Source organism: Thalassotalea loyana (genome assembly GCF_030161435.1).
In the GTDB taxonomy this organism is placed as follows: Bacteria; Pseudomonadota; Gammaproteobacteria; order Enterobacterales; family Alteromonadaceae; genus Thalassotalea_G; species Thalassotalea_G loyana.
The window spans coordinates 361,721-383,152 of the sequence record NZ_BSSV01000002.1 but is presented as its reverse complement, the minus strand read 5'-3'; the positions used below and the strand labels follow the sequence as shown (position 1 = coordinate 383,152).

Here is a 21,432-nt window from a genome sequence, read left to right as displayed (position 1 = left end):
TTGTTAAAAAGGTTACGAATTCCACAAATGAATAGGATAGATGTGATGGCGCTAATGATTATTCAGCTAAAGCAACTTGATAATTATCAATCAGCAATCTGCCTTGAGGTGATATGCTCATGTGCCATGTTTCTTTAGCAACGATATTGATTGGTTGACCGTTAAAGTCTGATTCAGGATAAGTCTCTGCCGTCAAGTTTACTGTTAAATCAACTATGAAGCTTTTGTCGTGTTGCTGCACTGATATCGCTTGAATTTGATGATCACAATTCGGTTTAAATTGCTTCAATGCGATGTTGTACCATTCAACAAACCCATGATGACCTTTAAAGTCTCCTTCGGGCATTGACCAAGTTACATCTGTCGCTAAATGTTGGGTAAATTGTTGGCTATCCTCTGGCATTTTATCGAACGCGACAAACCATTTACGCACAAAGCTTTCCACATAGCTTTCATCAATCGTGGTTAAAGAGGCTATTTTGTCCTTAAGTTGAATCCCGTGTGCTTTTGCCTTCGCTTGAACTTCTTCCAGCTCGTTATAAACACCCGGAATATATACCATACCGTGACTGTAAACCGGCTTATGGAACTTCATACCAGCAAGGTAAGCTGTTTGCTCTAAAGGCTGAAGTAACTGAGCAATCGGAAAGTGATTGTAGCCCAGTGGTGAATATGCTTCTTCGGGGCCACCAATGGTTAATGAAAGTATGAAATCTTTGTTTTGTAATTTGTTACCTTCGCTGCCGTAAGCAAAGCCATAACTGAAAACATCATCAATCCATTTTTTCAATAGTGCAGGCACTGAGTACCAATAAAATGGGAATTGTAATACAACGATATCAGCGTTGAGCAGTGCTGTTTGTTCAGCCTCGATATCAATATTGTAATCTGGATATAGGCTGTCTAATGCTCTTATTTCTACACCTGCTAGTTCAGTTTCTAGCGTGTTTAGAATAACTTGATTTGTATTGGACTCTGATAAATTAGGGTGGCCAGAAATAACTAATACATTGTTCATTGTTGCTCTCCACAGGCATTGTCGTTGATGTGGTTTAGCTTAATGTAGACGATTGATAATTTTTAGATGACTATTATTTAAAATATTATTAGGCTTAAGTTAATAATTGAGATGAGATTACGTTATGAATGGTAGTACGTACAATCAACTTCGCGTGTTTCACACGATAGCCCAAGAAGGTAGCATTACAGGTGCTGCGAGGATTTTGGGAATAGCTGCTCCTTCTGTGAGTCAATCGCTTAAGTTACTCGAGCAATCGCTTGATTTGCCATTATTCACTCGCACTACTCGAAAGATAGAGTTAACGGAAGCAGGCGAACTATTATATCAGCGTACACTCAAGTCTATTAATGAGCTGAATTTTGCGTTTGAGAGTGTTGGTGATTTGCGCCATATTCCACGAGGTAAAGTGCGCATAACATTGCCTCGCTTTGTTTACCAACAGATTTTAGCTCCGGTTTATCGAGAGTTTTGTCAAACTTATCCAGAAATTGATTTAGAAATTTCAATCAATGATGGTACCGTTGATATTATCGAAGACGGATTTGATTTAGGCATTCGGTTTGGTCATCGAGTCGGTGATGAAATGGTTGCTAAGCTTCTTATACCGCCGAAAAAAGACGCGTTTTTTGCCTCTCCTGCTTACATTGCCAATTACGGTATGCCGAAATCAATCGAAGAGTTTAGCCAACACAAGTATATCTATTATCGCTTTATTTCGTCTAATCAATTGCTACCATTAACTGTGTTGCGTAATGGACAAGAGGTTATTATTGATGCGCCATGTGCGCTCGTTGCCAATGATACCGATGTCATCAAAGATGCTGCTCTTCAAGGGCTTGGCATTGGCAGATTATTGGAGACTATTGTCGCCGATGAGCTTGCGCGAGGAGATCTGGTGCCTGTACTCCCCGAGCTTTGGAATGAAATGTCTGGCCTTTATATTTTCTTTCATCAAAATACGCAAAAAGCCAAACGCGTGCGGGTATTGATCGACTTCTTACTAAAAAAGGCAACCATTTAGTTTATCGTTAGGTTGTTTGGGCTCTTTAAATAAAGGGATTTATTGCAACGTTTATCACTTTCAATTTACAATTGCCGTGATATCTACTTGAAAACATTTTATGAATCATACTGGCTTAAATATTTTACTCATCTTAGTTTTGGTTGCGTCGCTTTTAGGGCAAGCAATGGCTGATAGTAATGTCAGTATCTGTAGTGAAACTCTTCAAGCAAATAACGTGAGCGATGTGGAATATATTCATGAACAACCTGCGGAAGCTGATGACTGTTGTGATACAGACTGTTGTGAGTCAAGTTGTTTTTGTGCATTCAATGCGTGTTCTGTGCTGGCTTATGTCACCACGAACTATTCGTCAATTGGTGACATCGAATTTTCATCGCCCAATTATCAATATCAGCACCAACATCCAGTCAAAACCAGAACATCTGTATATCGACCACCCATTTTTACCTCTTAAGGGCTAAACACGCCCTAAAAAAACTCATTTTAATTATTAATTTTATATTTTGAGAGTATCTCAAGGCATTGCTAGAGGTAAAAATGCTAAATAAATTCAATAAGGTAGCGGCAACGTTCGTTTTCCTGCCAACTTTTGTACTTGCGTCAGAAAACAACAAAATGCATACGCATTCGGATAAGCATGATGATCATGGACATCATGAGCATCACGACGAAAAAATAGAACGCATCCAAGTCAGTGCTTCTCGTTTGGGGCGAATCGTCACAGAGTCTGCTACTCGAACAGAAGTGATCAATGGTGAAGAAATCCAAGAAAAAGCACTGATGCGCCCAGGTAATATTTCGATGCTAGTCTCTGAGACAGGGGGAGTAAGAGTGCAAACTACATCTCCCACGCTAGGAAGTGCAAATATTCGATTACAAGGGCTTTATGGAAGATATACGCAATTGCTAAGTGACGGTTTACCACTTTATGGTGGGCAGACAGCATCCATTGGCCTATTGCAGATCCCGCCAACAGATCTAGCCAATGTTGAGATTATTAAAGGTTCGGCATCATCGCTATACGGCGGTTCAGCATTGGGTGGTGTTATTAATTTAATTTCACGTACGCCGTCTAATGAATTTGAAGGTGAGGTATTAGCTAATTTTACTTCAAAAGATGGTCAAGATATTACGACCTATTTTGCATCACCTGTATCTGACACGTGGAGTGCTTCATTGACCGCAGGTGCACATCGCCAAAGTGAACAGGACCTGGATGACGATGGTTGGATTGACTTAGCAGGTTATGAACGATTCACCGCGCGCCCTCGCTTGTATTGGCAAGGTGAGAATGGAGAAAACCTTTATATAACACTCGGGGCGATGACAGAAGATAGGACCGGAGGAACAAAAGGACAATCAACATTGCCTAATGGAAGCTCATTTCCTCAAAACCAACAGTCAACACGTACTGATTTTGGCTTTGTGTACGATCAGTCGTTGAACGACGATCTTGGTTGGAATGTTCGAGGGTCTGCAATGAACCAAGATCATGAGCATACCTATGGAGATAGCTTCGAGGATGATACCCATAATAGCTACCTGATAGAATCAAGTATTTCTGGTTACACAGAGCAATTTGCATGGCTTGTTGGAGCCGCATTTATCTCTGAGCAATTTGATTCAAAGACCTTTCCTCAATTCAATTACACCTATGATGTACCTGGTTTATTTACTCAGTTTGACTATGAAGCAACCGATGATATTTCCATGTCCCTCAGTGCTCGCTCAGATTGGCATAGTGAGTATGGTACTCAAGTAAGCCCACGTATATCTGTGTTGTATCGACCTGAGCATTGGATTATTCGTGGTGCTTATGGACAGGGCTATTACGCACCAACGCCATTTATCGAGGATATTGATGAAACAGGATTATCTCGTTTAGCCCCACTTAGTGATTTAGAAGCTGAACAAGCAACGACTTCTTCGATAGATATAAGCTATATCGCCGGGGGCATTGAAACTAGTGTGACATTTTTCGCCTCAGACGTTGAGAACGTAATCGAATTAGAGGTTTTATCCAATAGCTTGAGTTCATCAGATCAAGTCCAACTGGTTAATGCGAATGGAAGCAGTGAAATACGTGGCGCTGAATTATTGATGCGTTATCGCTGGCGAGACATCAAATTTACCGGTAGTTATTTGTATACTGATGCGACAAAACAGGCTGAAGATAGTGTAAACCGAGTGCCTTTGAGTTTAACGCCAGAACATTCCGCAGGCTTTGTAGTTATGTGGGAAGAGCATGGCAGTCACTTAGTGGGTTTTGAAGCCTACTATACGGGGACGCAAACGCTTGAAAATAATCCTTATCGAGAAAAAAGTGACGCATATTGGCATTTGGGATTACTGGGTCAAATAACGGTTGGTCGTGTTAGCTACTTTTTGAATGCTGAGAATTTACTTGATGTTAGGCAGACAAAAGAAGAGTCACTATTGCTTCCTAATCAAGCACCAAGTGGTCGCTGGACTACTGATATCTGGTCAAGAAATGATGGATTTACTGTCAATGCAGGTATTCGTATACAATTTGGTGATTAGCTACTGAGGCATAAGTCAGTCTCCGCAAAGATTAGCGGAGACTGAAATTTACATTAGCTTTTGTATTTTACTGAGCAGCCATAAGGTGGGGTGACTTTCTTATTAACCTTGTTACCAGCTAACAAGCTCACCATACTTGTCTCAACATAATTTGTTGCTTTTGCAATGTCTGCAGGGTTTGCTGATTTGATGCTATCGATCGCGCCAGCATAACGCAGTGCGCCTTTAGGATCGATAATGTACATGTGTGGTGTGGTTTTAGCTCCGTATAATTTACCGACCTCACCACTTTCATCAAATAATACGTGGCTTGGCGCAGCATTTCGTGATTTAGTGAGTTCATCCGCTTTCGTCGCGCTTACATGACCTTGCTTGCCTGGCGCTGAAGAGATAATCGACAACCAAACGACGTCTTGAACCGTGTACTTACGTTGAAGAGCTTGCATATTGTCGCTTTCATAGTGTTTCTTTACATATGGGCAAAGGTGATTTGTCCATTCAAGTACAACATATTTACCGGCGAACTCAGATAAGTTTACTACTTCGCCTTGCGTGTTTTTAAGTTCAAAACTAGGGGCTGCTTTGTCTACTTTTGCTCCTGCGTTTGCCGCAATAGGTAATATGCAAAGTAGTGTACATAGCCAGTGTTTAAAGTGTCGCATTGTTAAGCTCCTGTTGTGCTTGTTGAATTGCATTAATGACGATATCTGAGGTTAGCACTTGAGGTAAAACCTGTTCAGATTGATTCCCTGCATAAACCACGTACAACGGGACGCCCGAGCGCTGATATCGCGTTAGATAATCTAAGATTTCTTGATTCTTGTTTGTCCAATCACCAACTAAATATTGGACATTTTCTTGTGCCAAAACAGCCTGAAGCGTTTCATCTGAAAACGCGACTTGCTCGTTAACTTTACAGGTAATACACCAATCTGCTGTCATATTGACGACGATTACTTGATTGTTATTACGCATGTTTGCGAGCTTTTGTTCAGAAAAGCTTGATTGAGTGATTACTTGCGCTGTGGTGGCAAGCTCGCTGCCTTTTATACTGGTATAAAAGGCAACAAATAATCCAAAAATCGTGGCCAATAACGCTTTTTTACCAACGTATAAACTGGCTAACCAAAAGCAAAATGCAAAAGAGAGCAATCCTGTTAATAGCCAAAGCTGTCCAAGGCTGTTGGTTTGTCCGAGGAATACCCATATTAGCCAAATAACAGTGGCAAGCATCGGAAACGCTAAGAAGTGCTTGAAGGTATTCATCCACGCACCAGGTTTAGGTAGTAGGCGAGCAAATCTTGGTGAGAGTGATAGTAGTGTCATGGGCAACGCAAAACCTAGGCCAAGCGCCGCGAAGATAAGGAAAGTAACATAAGCAGGGCTCACCATTGCTACCCCTAGGGCCGTCGCCATAAATGGCGCGGTACAAGGTGATGCCACAATGACCGCCAGAACACCGGTAAAGAATGAGCTAGTAAACGAATCTCCTTGCGTCAGGTTTTGCCCAAGACCTGAGATACCAGCTACGTTAGGTACCAAATCCCACAGCATCAGTGCAATAAAGACAAATAAAAATGCTAAAAAGGCGATAACTAAGGGTTCTTGTAAATGAAAGCCCCAACCTATGGCGTTACCACTGGCTTTCAACGTTATGATGAGCGTGGCGAATAAGCCAAAACTCACCATGATGCCAATTAAATATCCCCAATGATTTTTATTGTCACCTGATGATGTCACAGACATGGCTTTTAATGACAAAACAGGCAGTACACAAGGCATAATATTGAGGATGAGTCCTCCGATAAAGGCAAACAATACCATCAGCCAAATTGAAGCCTGCCCGTGAGGTATTGGTGGGTTTGTTGTATTTACAGTGGCTTGGACGTAATAGCCTTTCTTCCCGTCAGTTAGTAACCAGTCGGTAGGTTCATTTTCAACGCTAAAGTAATCTGACTTTTGTAGTAATACATTGGTTTTTACGTCATCCGGCTCTGTAAGCCATTGTTGCTGTGCACTGTGTTGAATGAGATCAGATCGAAAAGGTAGTAATTGCCAGTTGCTCTTGCTTGGTAATTCGAGTGATAACGTTAAAAACTGGTCAGTGACTTCATATAAAGCGCTTAGCTTCTCAGGTTGAGGGAGCAATTTTCGGGTTTGTTCAAACAGTTGTCCGTTAGTAGCAACTTTGGGGGAATCTAATACCGGTAGTTCAATCGAAAGCGTTGCCCAGCCCGGTATGCAGTCTTCTTTACATACTAGCCATGACAAATCGGCAGTAATCGAGACTTGACTAACCTCAGGCACTAGGTTGTTGATGGTAAACGGCACCATAAGCAAGGTTTTCCCTTCGTAACCATAGTTCGTAAGGTGAGCAACAGGGATTTGTGTGGGGATTGGCCAATGAAATTCACCGAAGGTGATATCAGAGGGAGATTGCCAATTGACAGTTGGAGGCTCACCTGAGTCACCTGCGTTGCGCCAATACGTATGCCAATGTTTTTCTGTCGATAATAAAATCCCAAGCCATTGCTCTTGACCTATTTTTGCCCCATCTAACTCCGACACTAAAGCAACTTCAATATGAGGACCACGGCCCAGTTGAATGGTATTTGTTACGTAGGTGGAGAGATTAAAGTCGTGAGAAGTTTGGGTGACTTGCGCGTCAGCTTTATTAAAAAGAAGGAGTGGCGATACAAGTAGTATTGCCACCAAGCAAAGCTTTAAGGATAAAAAACGCGTCATATATCAACTAATTAATTTTATCGATTGCACCATGTTAACGTACGTTTGATTTATTGTTAAAGCTCATCGAGCGTAAAAAATGAACAACTTAACGCAAGTATACGTAGCTAATGTTGGCGTCGTCATTAGAAGGAGCAGGCAAGCACGATGAAAATGGTCAAATTAAGCCAAATTTTGGTTATGGTGGTGATTGGAAGTCTTATTAGCTTTTATAGTTTCGCCTCATCGGAATTAATTTCTCTAGATGAGCTTGAGTGGGAGCAAAGGTTAGTACTCATTAATGTTGATTCACAGCCATTGCTTAATGATTTTATGTGGTCGTTAGATAATGATATTTTGGCGGATTATCGTTTGTCTGTATTTGCATTAATTAATGATGAGGCCTACCAGTTAATGCCAACTGCATTGATGAAACGAGTGGATTCTTTAGATTCAGACTTGCAACGGAGAGTACCAACCCCGCAGCAAGTAGTAGTGGTTGGATTAGATGGGGCGGTAAAAGCAACCTATCGAATTGACGATTTAACCATTGATAAAGTGATGGCATTGATTAACACGATGCCAATGCGCCAGGTTGAAATTAATAAGTCTTCTAATGTGGAATTTTAACGAAATTAGGGATGTTTGAAATTCATTTAGCTAGGCTGCATTAACTTCATTAGATTGAGGCCATTATCTATGGTTTAGGGATTTTGATTAGCGCTCTGAGTATAGGTTATTGGGTTGTTTTGCAATTACCTAGTGTCAAAGTCAATAAAAGCTCAAATGAAGCGAGTTGATTGTAGGGCTCTGGGTTAGAAAACGGTAGTAAGCTAAATTGCTTTTCATTTCGTAGTCACTATTAATTTTACATAGGGATTGGGTTTATGAAATCAAGTTTATTATTGTTAAGCGTGTGGTTCGTTTTGGCAGGGGTGCCCTTATATGCAAGCGATGAAGCACATGCCCCAAGCCATCATGTGTCGAAGTTTTTATCGGATAGAGATTCTGATCCCAAATTAAATAGTGTGATGGTAGGTTTTCCTCCGCCCATTGATAAACGCGTCACACTACCGGATTCTAACTTTTTTAGTTTTCCTAACCTACGCTGGTCTGTGTGCAACATGAGGGCGTTGTTGCCGACTGCATCAGTTTCAAGAAATCCAACGTTTTATCGTAAGCTACCCACGAAATTAGATAACCGCATAGAGTCAATCACCTTTAAAACATTGACAGGCGAGCCGATGTCTTTTAGCGAAAGTCTCGCGAGTAATTACACTGATGGACTGCTAATTATGCACAACGGCGAGATTGTTTATGAGAAATACCGCGGGTGTTTGAGGCCTCAAGATAATCATGCTGCGATGTCGATGACCAAATCGATAACAGGGTTGCTAGCAGAAATTCTTATCTCACAAGGGACGCTCAATGAGTCAGCTCGTGTCGACACAATTATCCCTGAGCTATCAACATCGGGATTCGGTGACGCCACTGTGAGGCAAGTGATGGATATGACAACCTCGATTCAATACAGTGAAAACTATGCCGATCCAAATGCTGATATTTGGCAATATAGCTATGCCGCAAATCCGCTACCGAAACCGAAAGATTACCAGGGGCCAGTAGGCTATTTTGAATACCTAGTAACCGTAAAAAAGGCGAATGAACACGGCAAGAAATTTGGTTACAAGACGGTAAATTCAGATGTTTTAGGTTGGATATTGGCTAGAGTATCTGGGAAAAAATTCAATGAGCTTGCAAGTGATTTGCTTTGGTCAAAGCTTGGTATGGAGCACAGTGCAGACATTACCGTTGATGCGCTCGGCACACCGTTTGCGGGAGGAGGCTTAAGCGCTTCACTTCGAGATTTGGCGAGAGTCGGTGATGTCATGCTCAACCAGGGAGTGCTTGAAGGAAAGCAAGTATTGCCAAAAAGTGTAATAGCGAGCATCCGTCAAGGGGGTGACAAAAAGGCATTCGGGTATGGCGGTTTTTCTACTTTACCTGAAGGAAGTTATCGAAGTATGTGGTGGCATTTTCATAATGAAAATAACGCATATGCCGCAAGAGGCGTGCATGGCCAGACGATTTATATCGACCCGACTGCAAACATGGTACTTGTTAGGTTGGCATCACATCCTGTTGCTGGGAATAGTGTCATAGACGTTACATCATTGCCTGCTTATCAAGCGGTAGCCGATTACTTGGTATCTCAGGCGAGGAAGCAAAACGGCCAATGATAAAAACTTTGAACACTTAGGTGGCGAGAATTAAATTCGGCATTGTCTAGCGATGTTACTGCGGTTATTAGGATCAGATAATCGTGATCGGATATAGTGCTCTTGCAAATCATCTGGAGTCGATGAACTCATTAATTTTTCAACTTCTTGTTGCAGTTTATCTACTGTGTGTTGGTCAACATTGTTATTTAAGGCTAGGTAGTTGCCACCTAAGTCTGGATCTTCGAGTAAATAGACGGGTTCAACATCTTCAAATGATAGGTTTAGCTTACTCAAATGGCGAGGTAGGGTGACATTTGACGCGATGAATAAATCAAGTTTGTCCGATTTGAACGCGTTAGCGTATGCGTATTTTTCAGAAAAGGTAACGTAGTTTGTTCCCTTTTCAAATCCCCAATTCTTTAATATTTCCTCATAAACATCAGACCATGGCAGGCCTATTGAGTAGTTGAGTAAATCATTCTTTTCGTTAATGACAATATCATGTCGTGCTTTTAGCTTATAAAAGCACGATGCGCCGGAAACAAGCGGACCAACCCATTGAAACAGTGATTCACGCTCTTCTGTGTAGGCGGTAGATACAAGCCCAGCATTTTCTGTTTTTAATGATTTCTTGTATGCGCGCTGCCATGGATACAGTTCGAAGTCGCAATCAATATCGGCATTTTTACATGCAGATTTAATAAGATCGATGTTGATGCCTTGAATCTTATTATTGATTTGAAAATTATAGGGAGGAAAGTGTTCCGTATAAATCACTAGTTCCTCTTGTGTTTGCCCTGTAAAAGGCAACATGCTGATAACTAAAGCCAAAAAACGCGATCGGGACATTAAATACAACTATATTGGAACAACTAATGAACAAGTATATATCATTTTTTCGGTAAAACAGATTGGACGTTTGTCTAGTAACGTTGCTAGTTGTGGAAACTTCACGTATAACTAGCGCCGTTAAAACACTCACTTATTGAAGGTTAGTCATGAGCTTAAGTCCAATCGAAATAATTACGCCTGAACAGTTTACAAAAACGCCTTGGAAAAATGGAAAAGGCGAGACCATCGAATTAGCAGTAAATGATGGCGGTGATGTTAATGGCTTCGACTGGCGATTAAGTATGGCGACGGTAAGTGAAGATGGAGCGTTTTCAGATTTTTCTGGTTACTGGCGTAACTTAGTCCTGATTGAAGGCCAGGGCATAGACTTGACTCATGATGATGAATACACGGATAGTCTTCGTGAATTACTAGAGTTTACAACGTTCGATGGCGGAAGCAAAACCATAGGCAAGTTAACTGATGGAACGATTAAAGACTTTAATGTGATGGTTAAACAGGGGCTTTATATCCCTCAAGTCTCAACTTTTCATGAATTAGATTCATTGTTACTTGATGAGAGTGTCTTGAATTTTGTCTATGCCATCGATGGTGGTGAAATCACCTTGCATTTAGGTGACTTTCAAAAGGATATGCCATCGGGCGCATTGGTAAAAATCCACGAATGCCAAGACGGAGATGAAATAGGGATTGCGGTTTCAGGTAAAAATCTCATTTTAATCAGTTTATACCCTCAGCCATAACGGTAAGCATAGTGTATTAACATCCCCAAGTAGTGGCATCCTTGCCAAACTGGTTGGAAAACTTCTACTCAAACTTGGCTTGATTACTTACAAGGATAAGTGTTACGCAAGTAATCACCGAGCGCGATAGTAATATCTGTTGAGGCATTCAATGCTTGAAATTGTTTGGTGATTTCTTCTGTATCTATATCATCCGGTAAACAAGCTCTTTGGGCCTTTGGCGCCTTTGCTCTATGATAGCCAACACGGTTAGCGTAAGCTCTATCGACAATCGAGCTATCAGCTGATGACTGCTTCACTAAATAGTTCTGTTTACTGGCAATGTAGGCCTCTACAATACCTGAAATATAGGCTTGGCAAGCCGTAGACTCTGTATCTTTTTTACAGGGTGATTTAGCTTGCTCAGAGCTATGCGCATTCAAGCTGAATAGTGATAATGCACTAACGAGCAGTACTAGGTGTTTCATAACGAATCTCCTTTGTGCTTGGTTGTGAAAGTTTAATCATCCAGCCACCCCAAACTGCAGCGAGTAGGGACGAGATCAACACACCAAGTTTTACTTGATTAAAATAAGTTGTGGTTGAGTTTTCAAATGCAAGTGAACCGATGAACAAGCTCATGGTAAATCCGATACCACATAGGACCGATACACCGTAAAGTTGAAGCCAATTAGCGCCTTTTGGTAGCTGGGCAAAACCGAGTTTTATCGCTAGCCAACATGCGCCAAAGATACCGACTTGCTTACCAATGAATAGACCTGCAATTACGCCTAATGTCACGGGGTGTAATAGATCATCAAAGGTGATGCCAGCAAGGTTGATACCAGCGTTTGCAAAGGCAAACAATGGTAGGATTGCGAAGGCGACCCAAGGCTGAACACTATGCTCTAGGTTGAGCAACATTGGATTACCATCTTCATTTTTGACTTTTAATGGAATAAATAGCGCAAGAGCGAAACCGGCTAATGTTGCATGGACACCGGACTTGAGCACAGCTGCCCAAACGATAACACCCACTAAGATATACGCTGCTTGATAGCGAACTTCCATTCTATTCAAGATGAATAAAATAACGAGACCAACAATGGCAATAGTCAGAGACAAGGTCGATAGGTCTTGTGAATAAAATAACGCGATGATCACAATAGCACCAATATCGTCAAATATAGCCACGGAAAGTAAAAACAGCTTCAGAGATAGCGGTACTTGTTTGGCGAACAGGCTAAAAACACCCAAAGCGAATGCGATATCTGTCGCAGACGGAACAGCCCAACCAACGATTGATTCTGGGTTGCCCCAATTGAACCAGACGTAACAAAGCGCAGGAAACGCAATACCTGAAATTGCACCAACAGCAGGAAGAATGATTTGTTCAGGAGAAGATAAGTGTCCTTCAATAATTTCTCGTTTAACTTCTAGACCCACCAGAAAGAAAAAGATCGCCATTAATCCATCGTTTACCCACAACAACAATGGTTTCGCGATTTCAAAGTCGCCTAGTCGTATTTCAACAGGCACATTAAGAAAACCTTGATAAAATACGTTTAACCCAGTGTTTGCAACAATCATTGCAAGCGTTGCTGCCGCAACTAACAACAGACCGCCCAGCGCATCGTGTTGGATCATGAGTCGAAAATCAGCTTTAGTCATAAATAGCTACCTGAGAAATTTGCCTGATATTCGACTATAGAAAAAATTCACTCTACTTAAAATTCGATATAAACTTAATTTTAATTCGGTTTTTCCTGATAAGGGCTTTCGATCATAAGGTGTGAATATGAAACAGTTAAATTACAACCACTTGTATTATTTCTATTTGACCGCAAAAGAGGGCAGCATCGCGGATGCATGTAAACTTTTGCACGTCACACCACAAACTGTAAGTGGTCAACTTGCAACGTTAGAGGATTATCTCGATTTACGATTATTTGAAAGGCATGGCAAAAGGCTAGTACTCAACGACAATGGCAAACTGGTCTATTCCTATGCTGAAGACATTTTTAGTTTAGGCCATGAGCTGATGCAAAGCCTTGAGCCGAATCAGTTGAATAAGAAATTAACATTAACCGTAGGGATTACCGACGTCATTCCAAAAGTATTTACTTATGATTTTCTTAGGCCGATATTTGAAGGTGAGCTGGATGTTAAGTTAGTGTGTCGTGAAGGTGAGCTTGATCAATTGCTGGCTGATTTAGCGCTTAATAAGCTTGATATCATATTATCTGATTGTCCTGTGCCTCCAGGTCGACGTGTAAAAGCTTTTAGCCACAAGATTACGGAAAGCGGGCTGACGTTTTACATCGCTAAACACAAAAAATCGACAATTTCAGGAACATTTCCACAGAATATCAATCAACAACCGATTTTGATTCCAGGTGAGCAATCGTCAATTAAAATGAGTTTGATTTCTTGGTTAAACGATAATGATCTTCACCCAGAAATAGTCGCCGAGTTTGATGATAGTGCCTTAGCTAAATTATTCGGCCAAGCAGGCTACGGTATTTTTTGTACACCAACAATCGTTGAAAGCCACGTTTTAGAGACTTATCAAGTAGAAGTTATCGGTCGAACAGAAGACATAAAAGAGGTGTTGTATTTAATTAGCGCTGAGCGAAAGTTCACTCATCCGGCGGTTATGGCGTTAAAGCCATAAGACATTCAAGCACCGATTTTAGGTGCTTGAATGTTTATTTAGTTTAAAAGCTATAGTCAATTGATAGCTTCAAGTTTCTCGGTAAGCCGGGGAAGTAACGCTCCTGCGTAAAGTTCGTATAATTAGCTCTTTCGGCATACTTTTTATCTAAAATATTATCTAAGTTAATGTATATGCTCAGTTTGTTTGACAATGAAATTTGTCCTCTTAAATGGAGCAACGTATGGCCTGAGTAGCTCGCGTCATTCTCTGCATTCAAGTAGTATTTGCCCACGTACTGACCTTGTAACGCAAGTTGCCAGTCATGCTTGTAGTAGCCAATAGATAGATTTGATAACCAACGCGGAGCATTGGATATATCGTTATCAACAATATCTTGTTGGCTTAAATTAGGGTTATTTTGATATTGGTGTTTACTGTAGGTAATGTTGCCGTGTAATTGCCAGCTATTATCGAGCTTGGTCGTAAAAGATGTTTCAATACCTTGATGGCGTGTTTCACCATCGCTAATGTAGAAAAAGTCACTGTCGCGCAAAATCACGTCAGATTTTTCATACCAATAGGCTTCAATTGACCAAGCGCTATTGTTTGTTGATTTTCTATAGCCCACATCAAACGCTACGATTTCTTCAGGGGATAACTCTGAGACGGATTGTTCACGTTGTAAGCGATACAGCTCTGTTGTTTGTGGCGCTCTAAAGCCATGGCTAAGATTTATGTAAGCATTTGAATCATTATCAATACTGTAGACAATGCCTAGTTTTGGGGAGAATATTGTAAAATCATCTTCGCTACTTTCAGGGCGGTTAAATCGACAACCACCAAAGCCACATGGGTTACCATTCTCGTCGACTCGACCACTGTTCATTTGGTTGTTATAGTCGTAGTGTATATATTCAATTCGCGCACCTGCATTTAATGTTACCAATTCAGTCAACTGATGCTTCACTGTGGCAAATCCAGCAACGCTAAGTCCGTCAACATCATAATCATAGTGCTTGCCATTTGGGATCGTTGCCTGCAAAAACGCGCTACCTTGTGTCGGTGAAAATTGCTCTTCAATCAACGACATTTCTGACAATTCAGTATCTAGGCCGATATCAACCGTTGTTGTAGCTGTTTCAAATGCAAGGTATTGAGTTTGAATACCTACACTGTGGTGGTGGTTCTTCTCTACTGGTTTACCTGGTACAAAGTGCTGAAGAAATTCCATTTCGCTATAGCGTGCATAAGGTGAAATCGTTAGACCTGAATCAAATTCATAACGTTGTGATACTCTAACAGAGCTGGCATCTCGATATGCTTCAGGGTTAGGGTTTGACTCTCTGATTTCATCATCTTTGTAGCTGTCTTTACCGACAATGTATCCGGCTGTTTCTTGGTTTAAATTAGTTGCACTTAGATACGTCGTTACATCAAAACCTTGTCCTTGATAGTAATGAGACATGGATAGCTTTTGTTGATCAAAGCCGGACTCATCTCGATAACCACCACTATGGCTAAGTGATGAAGACACTGAAAATGACTCATTATTTGCTAAAAAAGAAAGTTGCTGATAATCCCATTGACCGAATGTTGCCTTGACAAACGGTGTGCGTGTTCTTGATGCTGGTTCAATGATATTGATCGCACCGTGCAAGCCGTTACTGCCATAAAACGCCGAGGTTGGGCCTTTGAGTATCTCGATTGACTGTGCCAATTCATAGTGACTTTCAAACAGCTCATTAACATTACAAAAGCCTGTTGGGCGCAATGCAATACCATTTTCCAAAGTCAAAAAACTGCCACAAGCTCCAGCGCCTGTTAACACTGGGGAGCGCACAGCGAGCAGCATTTCTTGTCCAGAGTTTCGATTTACATAGACACCTGCGCTTTGATTTAGCACTTGCTGAATATGATCGACTTGGCTTTGTGCTATCTCGCGGGTAGATACTACTGAAATAGAGCGGCTGATTTCTTCAAGTGGTTGTTCAGCACGGTTGTTTGTGACAGTAATAGTTTCCAACTCGCTGGCAATTGCCAGAGGGCTGTTAAGCGTTAACATTGCAGTGCACAGTGAATAAAGCGCGTTTTTCTTGTACTTGATAGGTAAATTAAAATGAATCAAAACAGTTAATTAGACGTAGTATTTTTGTTATGAAACTATTGTACGTCAATCTCAAGTGAATAGGTCAGTTTTATTCCGATAAAAAAGCCACCAGAGCGGTGGCTTTTATAGCTTAAGGCGTGTAGTACACAGGTGAACCAGGTCCTACTGGCATACCGAATGCAAATACCCAAATATAAAATAATGCAACCCAACCAATGAAGAACGCAATACTATATGGCAGCATGGTGGCAACTAGCGTACCTATCCCCATATTTTTCTTGTATTTACTCGCAACCGCTAATATCAAGCCGAAGTAACTCATCATAGGCGTGATTAAGTTTGTCACTGAGTCACCAATACGGTAGGCCGCTTGGATTGTTTCTGGTGCGTAGCCAATAAGCATTAGCATAGGGACAAATATCGGCGCCGTTGCTGCCCATTGTGCTGATGAAGAGCCAAGGCTTAAGTTAATCAGGGCACACATAAAAATAAACAATACAAATACTTCTGGACCAGTTAACCCTAAAGCTTGTAGGAGCTCAGCACCATTAATCGCCATAATCGTGCCTAAGTTTGTCCATTTAAAAAAGGCGACAAATTGCGCTGCGAAAAATACAAGCACGATGTACAAGCTAAGCGAACTCATACTTTTACTCATTGCATTGATAACGTCGACATCATTCTTCATTGTGCCGACCACTTTACCGTAAACAAACCCAGGAATAGCAAAGGTGATAAAGATTACAACGACAATCCCCTTTAAAAACGGTGAGCCAGTCACTGCGCCAGTTTCAGGGTGACGTAAAATACCATTTTCAGGCACAATCGTTAGTGCTAATAGACCACCAATGACAAGAAATGCTACACCAGCCCACTTTAGGCCTTTGACTTCAATTGGCTTTAATTTCTCAATGTTAGAAACAATTTTCTCGCTTGCTTCGCTTTCATCGTATTTTCCTAAACGCGGCTCTACGACCTTCTCTGTGATAAAAGTACCCAAACCAGCAATGAGAAATGTTGAAATAATCATGAAGTACCAATTGGCTTCGGGGCTAACCGTGTAATTAGGATCAATTAATTGAGAAGCCTCGGTGGTGATACCTGATAGAAGAGGGTCGATAGTACCTAGTAGTAGGTTGGCACTATAGCCTCCAGAAACACCTGCAAATGCAGCTGCTAAACCAGCAAGCGGATGTCGGCCTAAACTATGGAAGATCATCGCTGCTAATGGGATTAACACCACGTACCCAAGCTCAGATGCTGTGTTTGATATGATTGCAGCAAATACCACCATAAAAGTGACCAGTCTATCTGATGCACCCATTACCATACCGCGCAATGCCGCCGATAACATGCCTGAATGTTCTGCAATACTCACGCCTAACAACGCCACTAAAACAGTGCCTAAAGGCGCGAAACCAGTGAAGTTCGTCACTAAACCGCCAAAGATTTTTTGCAAGCCTTCTGCGCTCAATAAGCTCACAACTTCAATTACGCCATCTGGATCCCGGCCTGCTGATCCAATTGGTCTCGGGTCGACGGCACTCAAGCCGAAGTAATCTGCAATACCACTAAATACAATGATGAATAAACAAAACATCGCAAATAGTGTTATCGGGTGTGGCAATAAGTTGCCAAGAAATTCTACCGTCGATAAAAAACGGTTGAACCAGCCATTTCTTTGGATTGGCTGATTAACGGTTGTGCTCATAAATAACGCCTTATACTTCGAACAGATTTAGTTTCTGTTTCTAATATTTGTGTGTGTACTTCAATAATTGCTGGCCAACATTACCATTTTCTCTAGCCAAGGTGCAATTTCACCTTTATCAATTGGTTTAATAATATACAGTTTACCGTTGCTTGGTGGTGTACCTTGGTTTGATAAATTACGTGAACAATCCTCATTGTGGTTAATCTGTATGAAGTTAATTTTTATGAAGCTGATTAATAACAGTTTTAGTCTAGGGTTTATGATGATTTATTGTTAAAATAGCCACAATTTTTCTAAGGCGTTTTTATTATGAGTGAAGCTATTCCAAATTGTCCTAAATGTAATTCTGAATATGTGTATCAAGATCAAGATATGTATATTTGTCCTGAATGTGGGTACGAGTGGAACCCTTCGGATGTGGAAGATGAAGATGCGTTTGAAATCAAAGACTTTAACGGCGCAGTACTAGCTGAAGGTGATAAAGTTACTGTGATTAAAGATCTAAAAATCAAAGGTAGCTCTCAGGTGATTAAGATTGGTACGAAAGCCGTGGTGAGACGCATTTTTGATAAGAAAGACCATGAATTAGACTGTAAGGTCGATGGTGTCGGAGAAATGATGGTTACCGCTAAGTTTGTTAAAAAGGCTTAAGCAGTAAGTAAATGACAAAAGCAGGCTTCGGCCTGCTTTTTTGTTACTTTGATTTTAGTCGGGCTGTTTTTATTGATTGATTGTTGCAAAGGGGTCAAAAGGAAGGTGGCCCGTTTTGACCCATATAATTGTCGGTTCATCAACATAAGGGTGATGCTGGCTCATGTGCGGACTGCGCAACCACGTACCTGTCGGGTAACTACCGTGTTCATCTTTAAATTCACCGCTCAACACAAGTATCTCTTCTCCACCAAAATGCCTGTGGGGTTGAAACTTTTCACCAGCAGGCCATCTTACAAGCGCCACGTGTTCACCATCATGTTCATGCAAAGGCATGACTTCTAATCCGCCTTGACCAGGTAGCCATGGTGTGGCGTTGGTATTGATACGTACTTGTTTTTTGTCGGTTGATTGAAACTGATGTAATTTTACAAATAGCGTACAGCCTTGATTTGAAAACGGAGCATGACTAAAACCTTCTGGATTTCTAATATAGGTGCCTGCGCCATAATCACCGGTGTGATCAGAAAAGACACCCTCTAAGACCAATATTTCTTCACCCAATGGGTGAGGGTGCTCGGAGAATTTTGCGCCTGGTTCATATTTGACAATACTTGTTGCATGCCCCCGTTCAGCCTGTTCACGCGCAAGAGGTTTTCGCCATACCCCCTTCATTGGGCTAGGCAGCCACTCTCTGTTTTGAGTATTTATTTCGACACGTAGTGAAAAGTCTAAATTTACGTTTTCCAGGCTCGACATATGGTGAATCTCTATTATTTAATTTTTTTAACCGACCAGATTTCAATTATTTAAATTCTAAAATGCTATTAAAATTTTAATTTTTATATCTATTATGAAATAAAAAATCATCTCTAAGGTCTTATAGGTAACTTTTTAGCAACTTAACTATATTTGAATGAAGCAATTAAACCAAACAGCAGCATTAATCTTGATCGCTTTCTCAAGCGCGTTGATGGGCGTATCAATGATTTTAATGGGGCATCACCGTTCAATAGACCTGATCACAAACTTTTATGGCATAACAAACTTCGCATCTGGTGATTTTTTTAACTCCCTTGCGGCACTAAGCTTTGTTCTTATTTCGGTGTTATCGTTAGGTGCGATTAAGTTTAGCAAACTACAGCGACCAGCTGGCTGGACAATGATTGCTGTCGGTATTTTTCCGTTGCTAAGCTTAGTGAGTGAAACGATGTACCTATCAAAATTGGGCGGTTTTCCAGCGATTGGTTCTGGCCAGGGAATTATTAAATATTTTGCCTTATTAAGTGTTGGTTTACTTATCATTTTTCCTAACCTAACGCGTAATACCAAAATATGGATCAGTCTTTTTCCAGTAATCCTAGTGCTACTTTGGATTGGCGGCATGAAATTCACATTATTCGAAGCGCAAGGTATTGAAACTCTAGTCAAAAGTTCGCCATTGATGGCATGGATGTATGATGTTTGGGATTTACAAACCACATCAAACTTAATTGGTCTTTATGATCTTATCGCAATTTTACTACTTGTTGCTGCCGTGTTTTACACTAAGTTGCTAGTGCCTTCCGTGCTAATGTCGGGTGCTGTGTTTGTGGTTACACAAACTTTCTTGTTTAGTTGGGATAGTGCGCTTTCAACAGATACCTTGCTATCTGGCGGCGGGCATTTCTTAATAAAAGATCTTTGGTTTATTGCAAATTTACTGTTTTTCATTACGCTCGTGAAGTCTGAAAACGAACATCAAACAGCTGATAATACGTAAGTTAAAGGCCTTACGACTGAACTAAATTCTGCTAGAAACCGTATTAAAAAGACTGTTTTTACATGAAATTTAGAGTATGCGAAAAGGCCTATACTGTTTCACCCATGATTTGAGATTAGAAGATAACCCCACACTCAACGCACTTGCTCGAGAGTGCGAGAGTTTGGCATTTGTATACATCATCAACCCACAGTGGTTTAAGCCAACCAATTATCACCATCAAGATATAGGATTCCATCGATGGCGCTTCATCTGTCAGTCACTTGAAGCGCTGGCTCGCAATCTAAGCGATAGTAAACATCGTTTATATGTGGCCTTTGGTTCGCCGAAACAAGTCATTAGTCAACTTACAACACAACATACATTTACTCACCTTGGTGTTGCGCATCAAGTTGGTTGGTATGAGCAACAGCACTGGCGTCAGGTAGCCAAAGAGTTCAACGAGCTTACCGTTGTAAGCCGATGGAATTCGACACTCTTTGAACCTTCGCAACTCCCTGATGATGACGCAAAATACAAAAGTTTTAGTCGATTTCGTAATTTTGTTGAGAAAAAGTCCGTTGAAGTTCAACTGCCACAAGCATCTTATGGACTCAAACTTCGTGCACCAATGACATTGCCACTTGATGTATTTGATGTTGAAAAAGCCTCTAGTCTTTCAGGCGCTAGTCAGTCACTTCGAGATGATTTGGTTGAATCGTCGATGTTCCATGGTGGCGAACTGAGTGCAAGTAGACATTTGAGAGGGTACTTTTCAAGTCAAGCACCGCTAAGTTATAAAGAAACCCGCAATGCACTAGATGATTGGTCGTCGTCGACAAAACTCAGTCCCTACTTGAGTCAAGGGAATTTATCACCGAGACAGGTTTGGTTACAAAAGTTAAGTTATGAGGAGGTTTTTGGCGCTAACGAATCCACTTATTGGATAGGGTTTGAATTACTTTGGCGAGAGTACTTTCAATGGCAAGCCACTCGCCAAGGTACGAGTTTGTTCACGTTCAAAGGGGTTGCCCAACAATCTCCATTAACCTCTTATTTTCCTGAACGTTTTAATCGCTGGGTACACGGCTCTACACCATCACCTTTGGTTAACGCATGTATGAATCAATTGCGCTCAACTGGCTATTTATCAAACCGTGGAAGACAACTTGTTGCGAGCTACTTAACCAATGAACTCAATATTGACTGGCGATATGGCGCGGCTTATTTTCAAGAACAACTTATTGATTATGATGTTGCAGCCAACTGGGGAAATTGGCAATACATTGCGGGTGTCGGTGTCGATCCTCGCGGCGGACGTCACTTTAATATTGAGAAGCAACAACAGCAGTATGATCCCGACGGTAGCTTTATTGCTCGATGGAGTGGTGAACAGAATATTACAGCAATAGACAGCACTGACGCTGCTGACTGGCCAGTGTTAGAAGCCTAGGATA

The 21,432-nt window shown here is 41.2% G+C and carries 19 protein-coding genes; 10 read left to right on the top strand and 9 right to left on the bottom strand.

Annotation, left to right across the window (positions count from 1 at the left end; translation table 11 throughout):
* Positions 1-58 precede the first annotated feature (58 nt).
* Entirely contained in the window at positions 59-1,018 is a 960-nt protein-coding gene (locus QQK05_RS06945; RefSeq protein ID WP_284296957.1) for an NAD(P)H-dependent oxidoreductase, read from the bottom strand.
* Between the two features lie 124 nt (positions 1,019-1,142).
* Here QQK05_RS06945 and QQK05_RS06940 point away from each other — a divergent pair, with 124 nt between their 5' ends.
* From QQK05_RS06940 to QQK05_RS06930, 3 genes are all read left to right on the top strand, one after another.
* Positions 1,143-2,042 (top strand): LysR family transcriptional regulator, encoded by a 900-nt coding sequence (locus QQK05_RS06940; protein ID WP_284296955.1) that lies wholly within the window; start codon positions 1,143-1,145, stop codon positions 2,040-2,042.
* Between the two features lie 166 nt (positions 2,043-2,208).
* Positions 2,209-2,499, top strand: a complete 291-nt coding sequence (locus QQK05_RS06935) for a hypothetical protein (protein WP_284296953.1) — start codon at positions 2,209-2,211, stop codon at positions 2,497-2,499.
* An 83-nt stretch (positions 2,500-2,582) separates the two neighbouring features.
* Positions 2,583-4,586, top strand: coding sequence for a TonB-dependent receptor plug domain-containing protein (locus tag QQK05_RS06930; protein WP_407704866.1), 2,004 nt, complete (start codon positions 2,583-2,585; stop codon positions 4,584-4,586).
* Positions 4,587-4,639: 53 nt separating this feature from the next.
* Here the strand turns inward: QQK05_RS06930 and QQK05_RS06925 are convergent, their stop codons facing one another.
* Both QQK05_RS06925 and QQK05_RS06920 read right to left on the bottom strand, forming a co-directional pair.
* On the bottom strand, positions 4,640-5,248 hold the full coding sequence (locus QQK05_RS06925) for a thioredoxin family protein (RefSeq protein ID WP_284296951.1): 609 nt from the start codon (positions 5,246-5,248) through the stop codon (positions 4,640-4,642).
* Complete coding sequence (locus QQK05_RS06920) at positions 5,235-7,331, bottom strand: protein-disulfide reductase DsbD family protein (protein WP_284296949.1); 2,097 nt, start codon at positions 7,329-7,331, stop codon at positions 5,235-5,237. Before QQK05_RS06920 ends, QQK05_RS06925 begins: the two co-directional genes overlap by 14 nt.
* A 147-nt stretch (positions 7,332-7,478) precedes the next feature.
* Here QQK05_RS06920 and QQK05_RS06915 point away from each other — a divergent pair, with 147 nt between their 5' ends.
* Together QQK05_RS06915 and QQK05_RS06910 are read left to right on the top strand one after the other, a co-directional pair.
* Positions 7,479-7,940, top strand: a complete 462-nt coding sequence (locus QQK05_RS06915) for a DUF4174 domain-containing protein (protein WP_284296947.1) — start codon at positions 7,479-7,481, stop codon at positions 7,938-7,940.
* Between the two features lie 257 nt (positions 7,941-8,197).
* A complete protein-coding gene (locus tag QQK05_RS06910; protein ID WP_284296945.1) occupies positions 8,198-9,550 on the top strand; it encodes a serine hydrolase domain-containing protein in 1,353 nt (450 codons plus the stop codon).
* 30 nt (positions 9,551-9,580) lie between these two features.
* Here the strand turns inward: QQK05_RS06910 and QQK05_RS06905 are convergent, their stop codons facing one another.
* Positions 9,581-10,381: a substrate-binding periplasmic protein gene (locus QQK05_RS06905; RefSeq protein ID WP_284296944.1), complete on the bottom strand. Its 801-nt coding sequence runs from the start codon at positions 10,379-10,381 to the stop codon at positions 9,581-9,583.
* A 149-nt stretch (positions 10,382-10,530) separates the two neighbouring features.
* Here QQK05_RS06905 and QQK05_RS06900 point away from each other — a divergent pair, with 149 nt between their 5' ends.
* Positions 10,531-11,127 (top strand): HutD/Ves family protein, encoded by a 597-nt coding sequence (locus QQK05_RS06900; RefSeq protein ID WP_284296941.1) that lies wholly within the window; start codon positions 10,531-10,533, stop codon positions 11,125-11,127.
* Positions 11,128-11,210: 83 nt separating this feature from the next.
* Here QQK05_RS06900 and QQK05_RS06895 read toward each other — a convergent pair whose 3' ends face one another.
* Both QQK05_RS06895 and nhaA read right to left on the bottom strand, forming a co-directional pair.
* A complete protein-coding gene (locus tag QQK05_RS06895) occupies positions 11,211-11,594 on the bottom strand; it encodes a hypothetical protein (RefSeq protein WP_284296939.1) in 384 nt (127 codons plus the stop codon).
* Positions 11,569-12,777: a Na+/H+ antiporter NhaA gene (gene nhaA / locus QQK05_RS06890; protein WP_284296937.1), complete on the bottom strand. Its 1,209-nt coding sequence runs from the start codon at positions 12,775-12,777 to the stop codon at positions 11,569-11,571. Before nhaA ends, QQK05_RS06895 begins: the two co-directional genes overlap by 26 nt.
* Positions 12,778-12,904: 127 nt before the next feature.
* On the opposite strand from nhaA, the gene nhaR reads away from it, so the two are divergent.
* Positions 12,905-13,780 carry a transcriptional activator NhaR gene (gene nhaR / locus QQK05_RS06885; RefSeq protein ID WP_284296935.1) on the top strand — a complete coding sequence of 292 codons (876 nt, stop codon included), beginning with the start codon at positions 12,905-12,907 and terminating at the stop codon, positions 13,778-13,780.
* Between the two features lie 43 nt (positions 13,781-13,823).
* Here the strand turns inward: nhaR and QQK05_RS06880 are convergent, their stop codons facing one another.
* Positions 13,824-15,824 (bottom strand): TonB-dependent receptor, encoded by a 2,001-nt coding sequence (locus QQK05_RS06880; RefSeq protein ID WP_284296933.1) that lies wholly within the window; start codon positions 15,822-15,824, stop codon positions 13,824-13,826.
* 175 nt (positions 15,825-15,999) lie between these two features.
* On the bottom strand, positions 16,000-17,580 hold the full coding sequence (locus tag QQK05_RS06875; RefSeq protein ID WP_284296931.1) for an AbgT family transporter: 1,581 nt from the start codon (positions 17,578-17,580) through the stop codon (positions 16,000-16,002).
* 312 nt (positions 17,581-17,892) lie between these two features.
* On the opposite strand from QQK05_RS06875, the gene QQK05_RS06870 reads away from it, so the two are divergent.
* Complete coding sequence (locus tag QQK05_RS06870; protein ID WP_284296929.1) at positions 17,893-18,234, top strand: zinc ribbon domain-containing protein YjdM; 342 nt, start codon at positions 17,893-17,895, stop codon at positions 18,232-18,234.
* 69 nt (positions 18,235-18,303) lie between these two features.
* Here the strand turns inward: QQK05_RS06870 and QQK05_RS06865 are convergent, their stop codons facing one another.
* On the bottom strand, positions 18,304-18,993 hold the full coding sequence (locus QQK05_RS06865) for a cupin domain-containing protein (RefSeq protein ID WP_284296927.1): 690 nt from the start codon (positions 18,991-18,993) through the stop codon (positions 18,304-18,306).
* Positions 18,994-19,150: 157 nt separating this feature from the next.
* Between QQK05_RS06865 and QQK05_RS06860 the strand changes: the two genes are divergently transcribed.
* Together QQK05_RS06860 and QQK05_RS06855 are read left to right on the top strand one after the other, a co-directional pair.
* Positions 19,151-19,996 (top strand): DUF417 family protein, encoded by an 846-nt coding sequence (locus QQK05_RS06860; protein WP_284296925.1) that lies wholly within the window; start codon positions 19,151-19,153, stop codon positions 19,994-19,996.
* A gap of 76 nt (positions 19,997-20,072) precedes the next feature.
* A complete protein-coding gene (locus QQK05_RS06855; protein ID WP_284296923.1) occupies positions 20,073-21,428 on the top strand; it encodes a DASH family cryptochrome in 1,356 nt (451 codons plus the stop codon).
* The last annotated feature ends 4 nt before the right edge of the window (positions 21,429-21,432 follow it).

Bases quoted from the DNA above. Each gene is read 5' to 3' on its own strand.
- QQK05_RS06945 (WP_284296957.1), bottom strand. From the start codon at position 1,018: ATGAACAATGTATTAGTTATTTCTGGCCACCCTAATTTATCAGAGTCC.
- QQK05_RS06940 (WP_284296955.1), top strand. From the start codon at position 1,143: ATGAATGGTAGTACGTACAATCAACTTCGCGTGTTTCACACGATAGCC.
- QQK05_RS06935 (WP_284296953.1), top strand. From the start codon at position 2,209: ATGGCTGATAGTAATGTCAGTATCTGTAGTGAAACTCTTCAAGCAAAT.
- QQK05_RS06930 (WP_407704866.1), top strand. From the start codon at position 2,583: ATGCTAAATAAATTCAATAAGGTAGCGGCAACGTTCGTTTTCCTGCCA.
- QQK05_RS06925 (WP_284296951.1), bottom strand. From the start codon at position 5,248: ATGCGACACTTTAAACACTGGCTATGTACACTACTTTGCATATTACCT.
- QQK05_RS06920 (WP_284296949.1), bottom strand. From the start codon at position 7,331: ATGACGCGTTTTTTATCCTTAAAGCTTTGCTTGGTGGCAATACTACTT.
- QQK05_RS06915 (WP_284296947.1), top strand. From the start codon at position 7,479: ATGAAAATGGTCAAATTAAGCCAAATTTTGGTTATGGTGGTGATTGGA.
- QQK05_RS06910 (WP_284296945.1), top strand. From the start codon at position 8,198: ATGAAATCAAGTTTATTATTGTTAAGCGTGTGGTTCGTTTTGGCAGGG.
- QQK05_RS06905 (WP_284296944.1), bottom strand. From the start codon at position 10,381: ATGTCCCGATCGCGTTTTTTGGCTTTAGTTATCAGCATGTTGCCTTTT.
- QQK05_RS06900 (WP_284296941.1), top strand. From the start codon at position 10,531: ATGAGCTTAAGTCCAATCGAAATAATTACGCCTGAACAGTTTACAAAA.
- QQK05_RS06895 (WP_284296939.1), bottom strand. From the start codon at position 11,594: ATGAAACACCTAGTACTGCTCGTTAGTGCATTATCACTATTCAGCTTG.
- nhaA (WP_284296937.1), bottom strand. From the start codon at position 12,777: ATGACTAAAGCTGATTTTCGACTCATGATCCAACACGATGCGCTGGGC.
- nhaR (WP_284296935.1), top strand. From the start codon at position 12,905: ATGAAACAGTTAAATTACAACCACTTGTATTATTTCTATTTGACCGCA.
- QQK05_RS06880 (WP_284296933.1), bottom strand. From the start codon at position 15,824: ATGTTAACGCTTAACAGCCCTCTGGCAATTGCCAGCGAGTTGGAAACT.
- QQK05_RS06875 (WP_284296931.1), bottom strand. From the start codon at position 17,580: ATGAGCACAACCGTTAATCAGCCAATCCAAAGAAATGGCTGGTTCAAC.
- QQK05_RS06870 (WP_284296929.1), top strand. From the start codon at position 17,893: ATGAGTGAAGCTATTCCAAATTGTCCTAAATGTAATTCTGAATATGTG.
- QQK05_RS06865 (WP_284296927.1), bottom strand. From the start codon at position 18,993: ATGTCGAGCCTGGAAAACGTAAATTTAGACTTTTCACTACGTGTCGAA.
- QQK05_RS06860 (WP_284296925.1), top strand. From the start codon at position 19,151: ATGAAGCAATTAAACCAAACAGCAGCATTAATCTTGATCGCTTTCTCA.
- QQK05_RS06855 (WP_284296923.1), top strand. From the start codon at position 20,073: ATGCGAAAAGGCCTATACTGTTTCACCCATGATTTGAGATTAGAAGAT.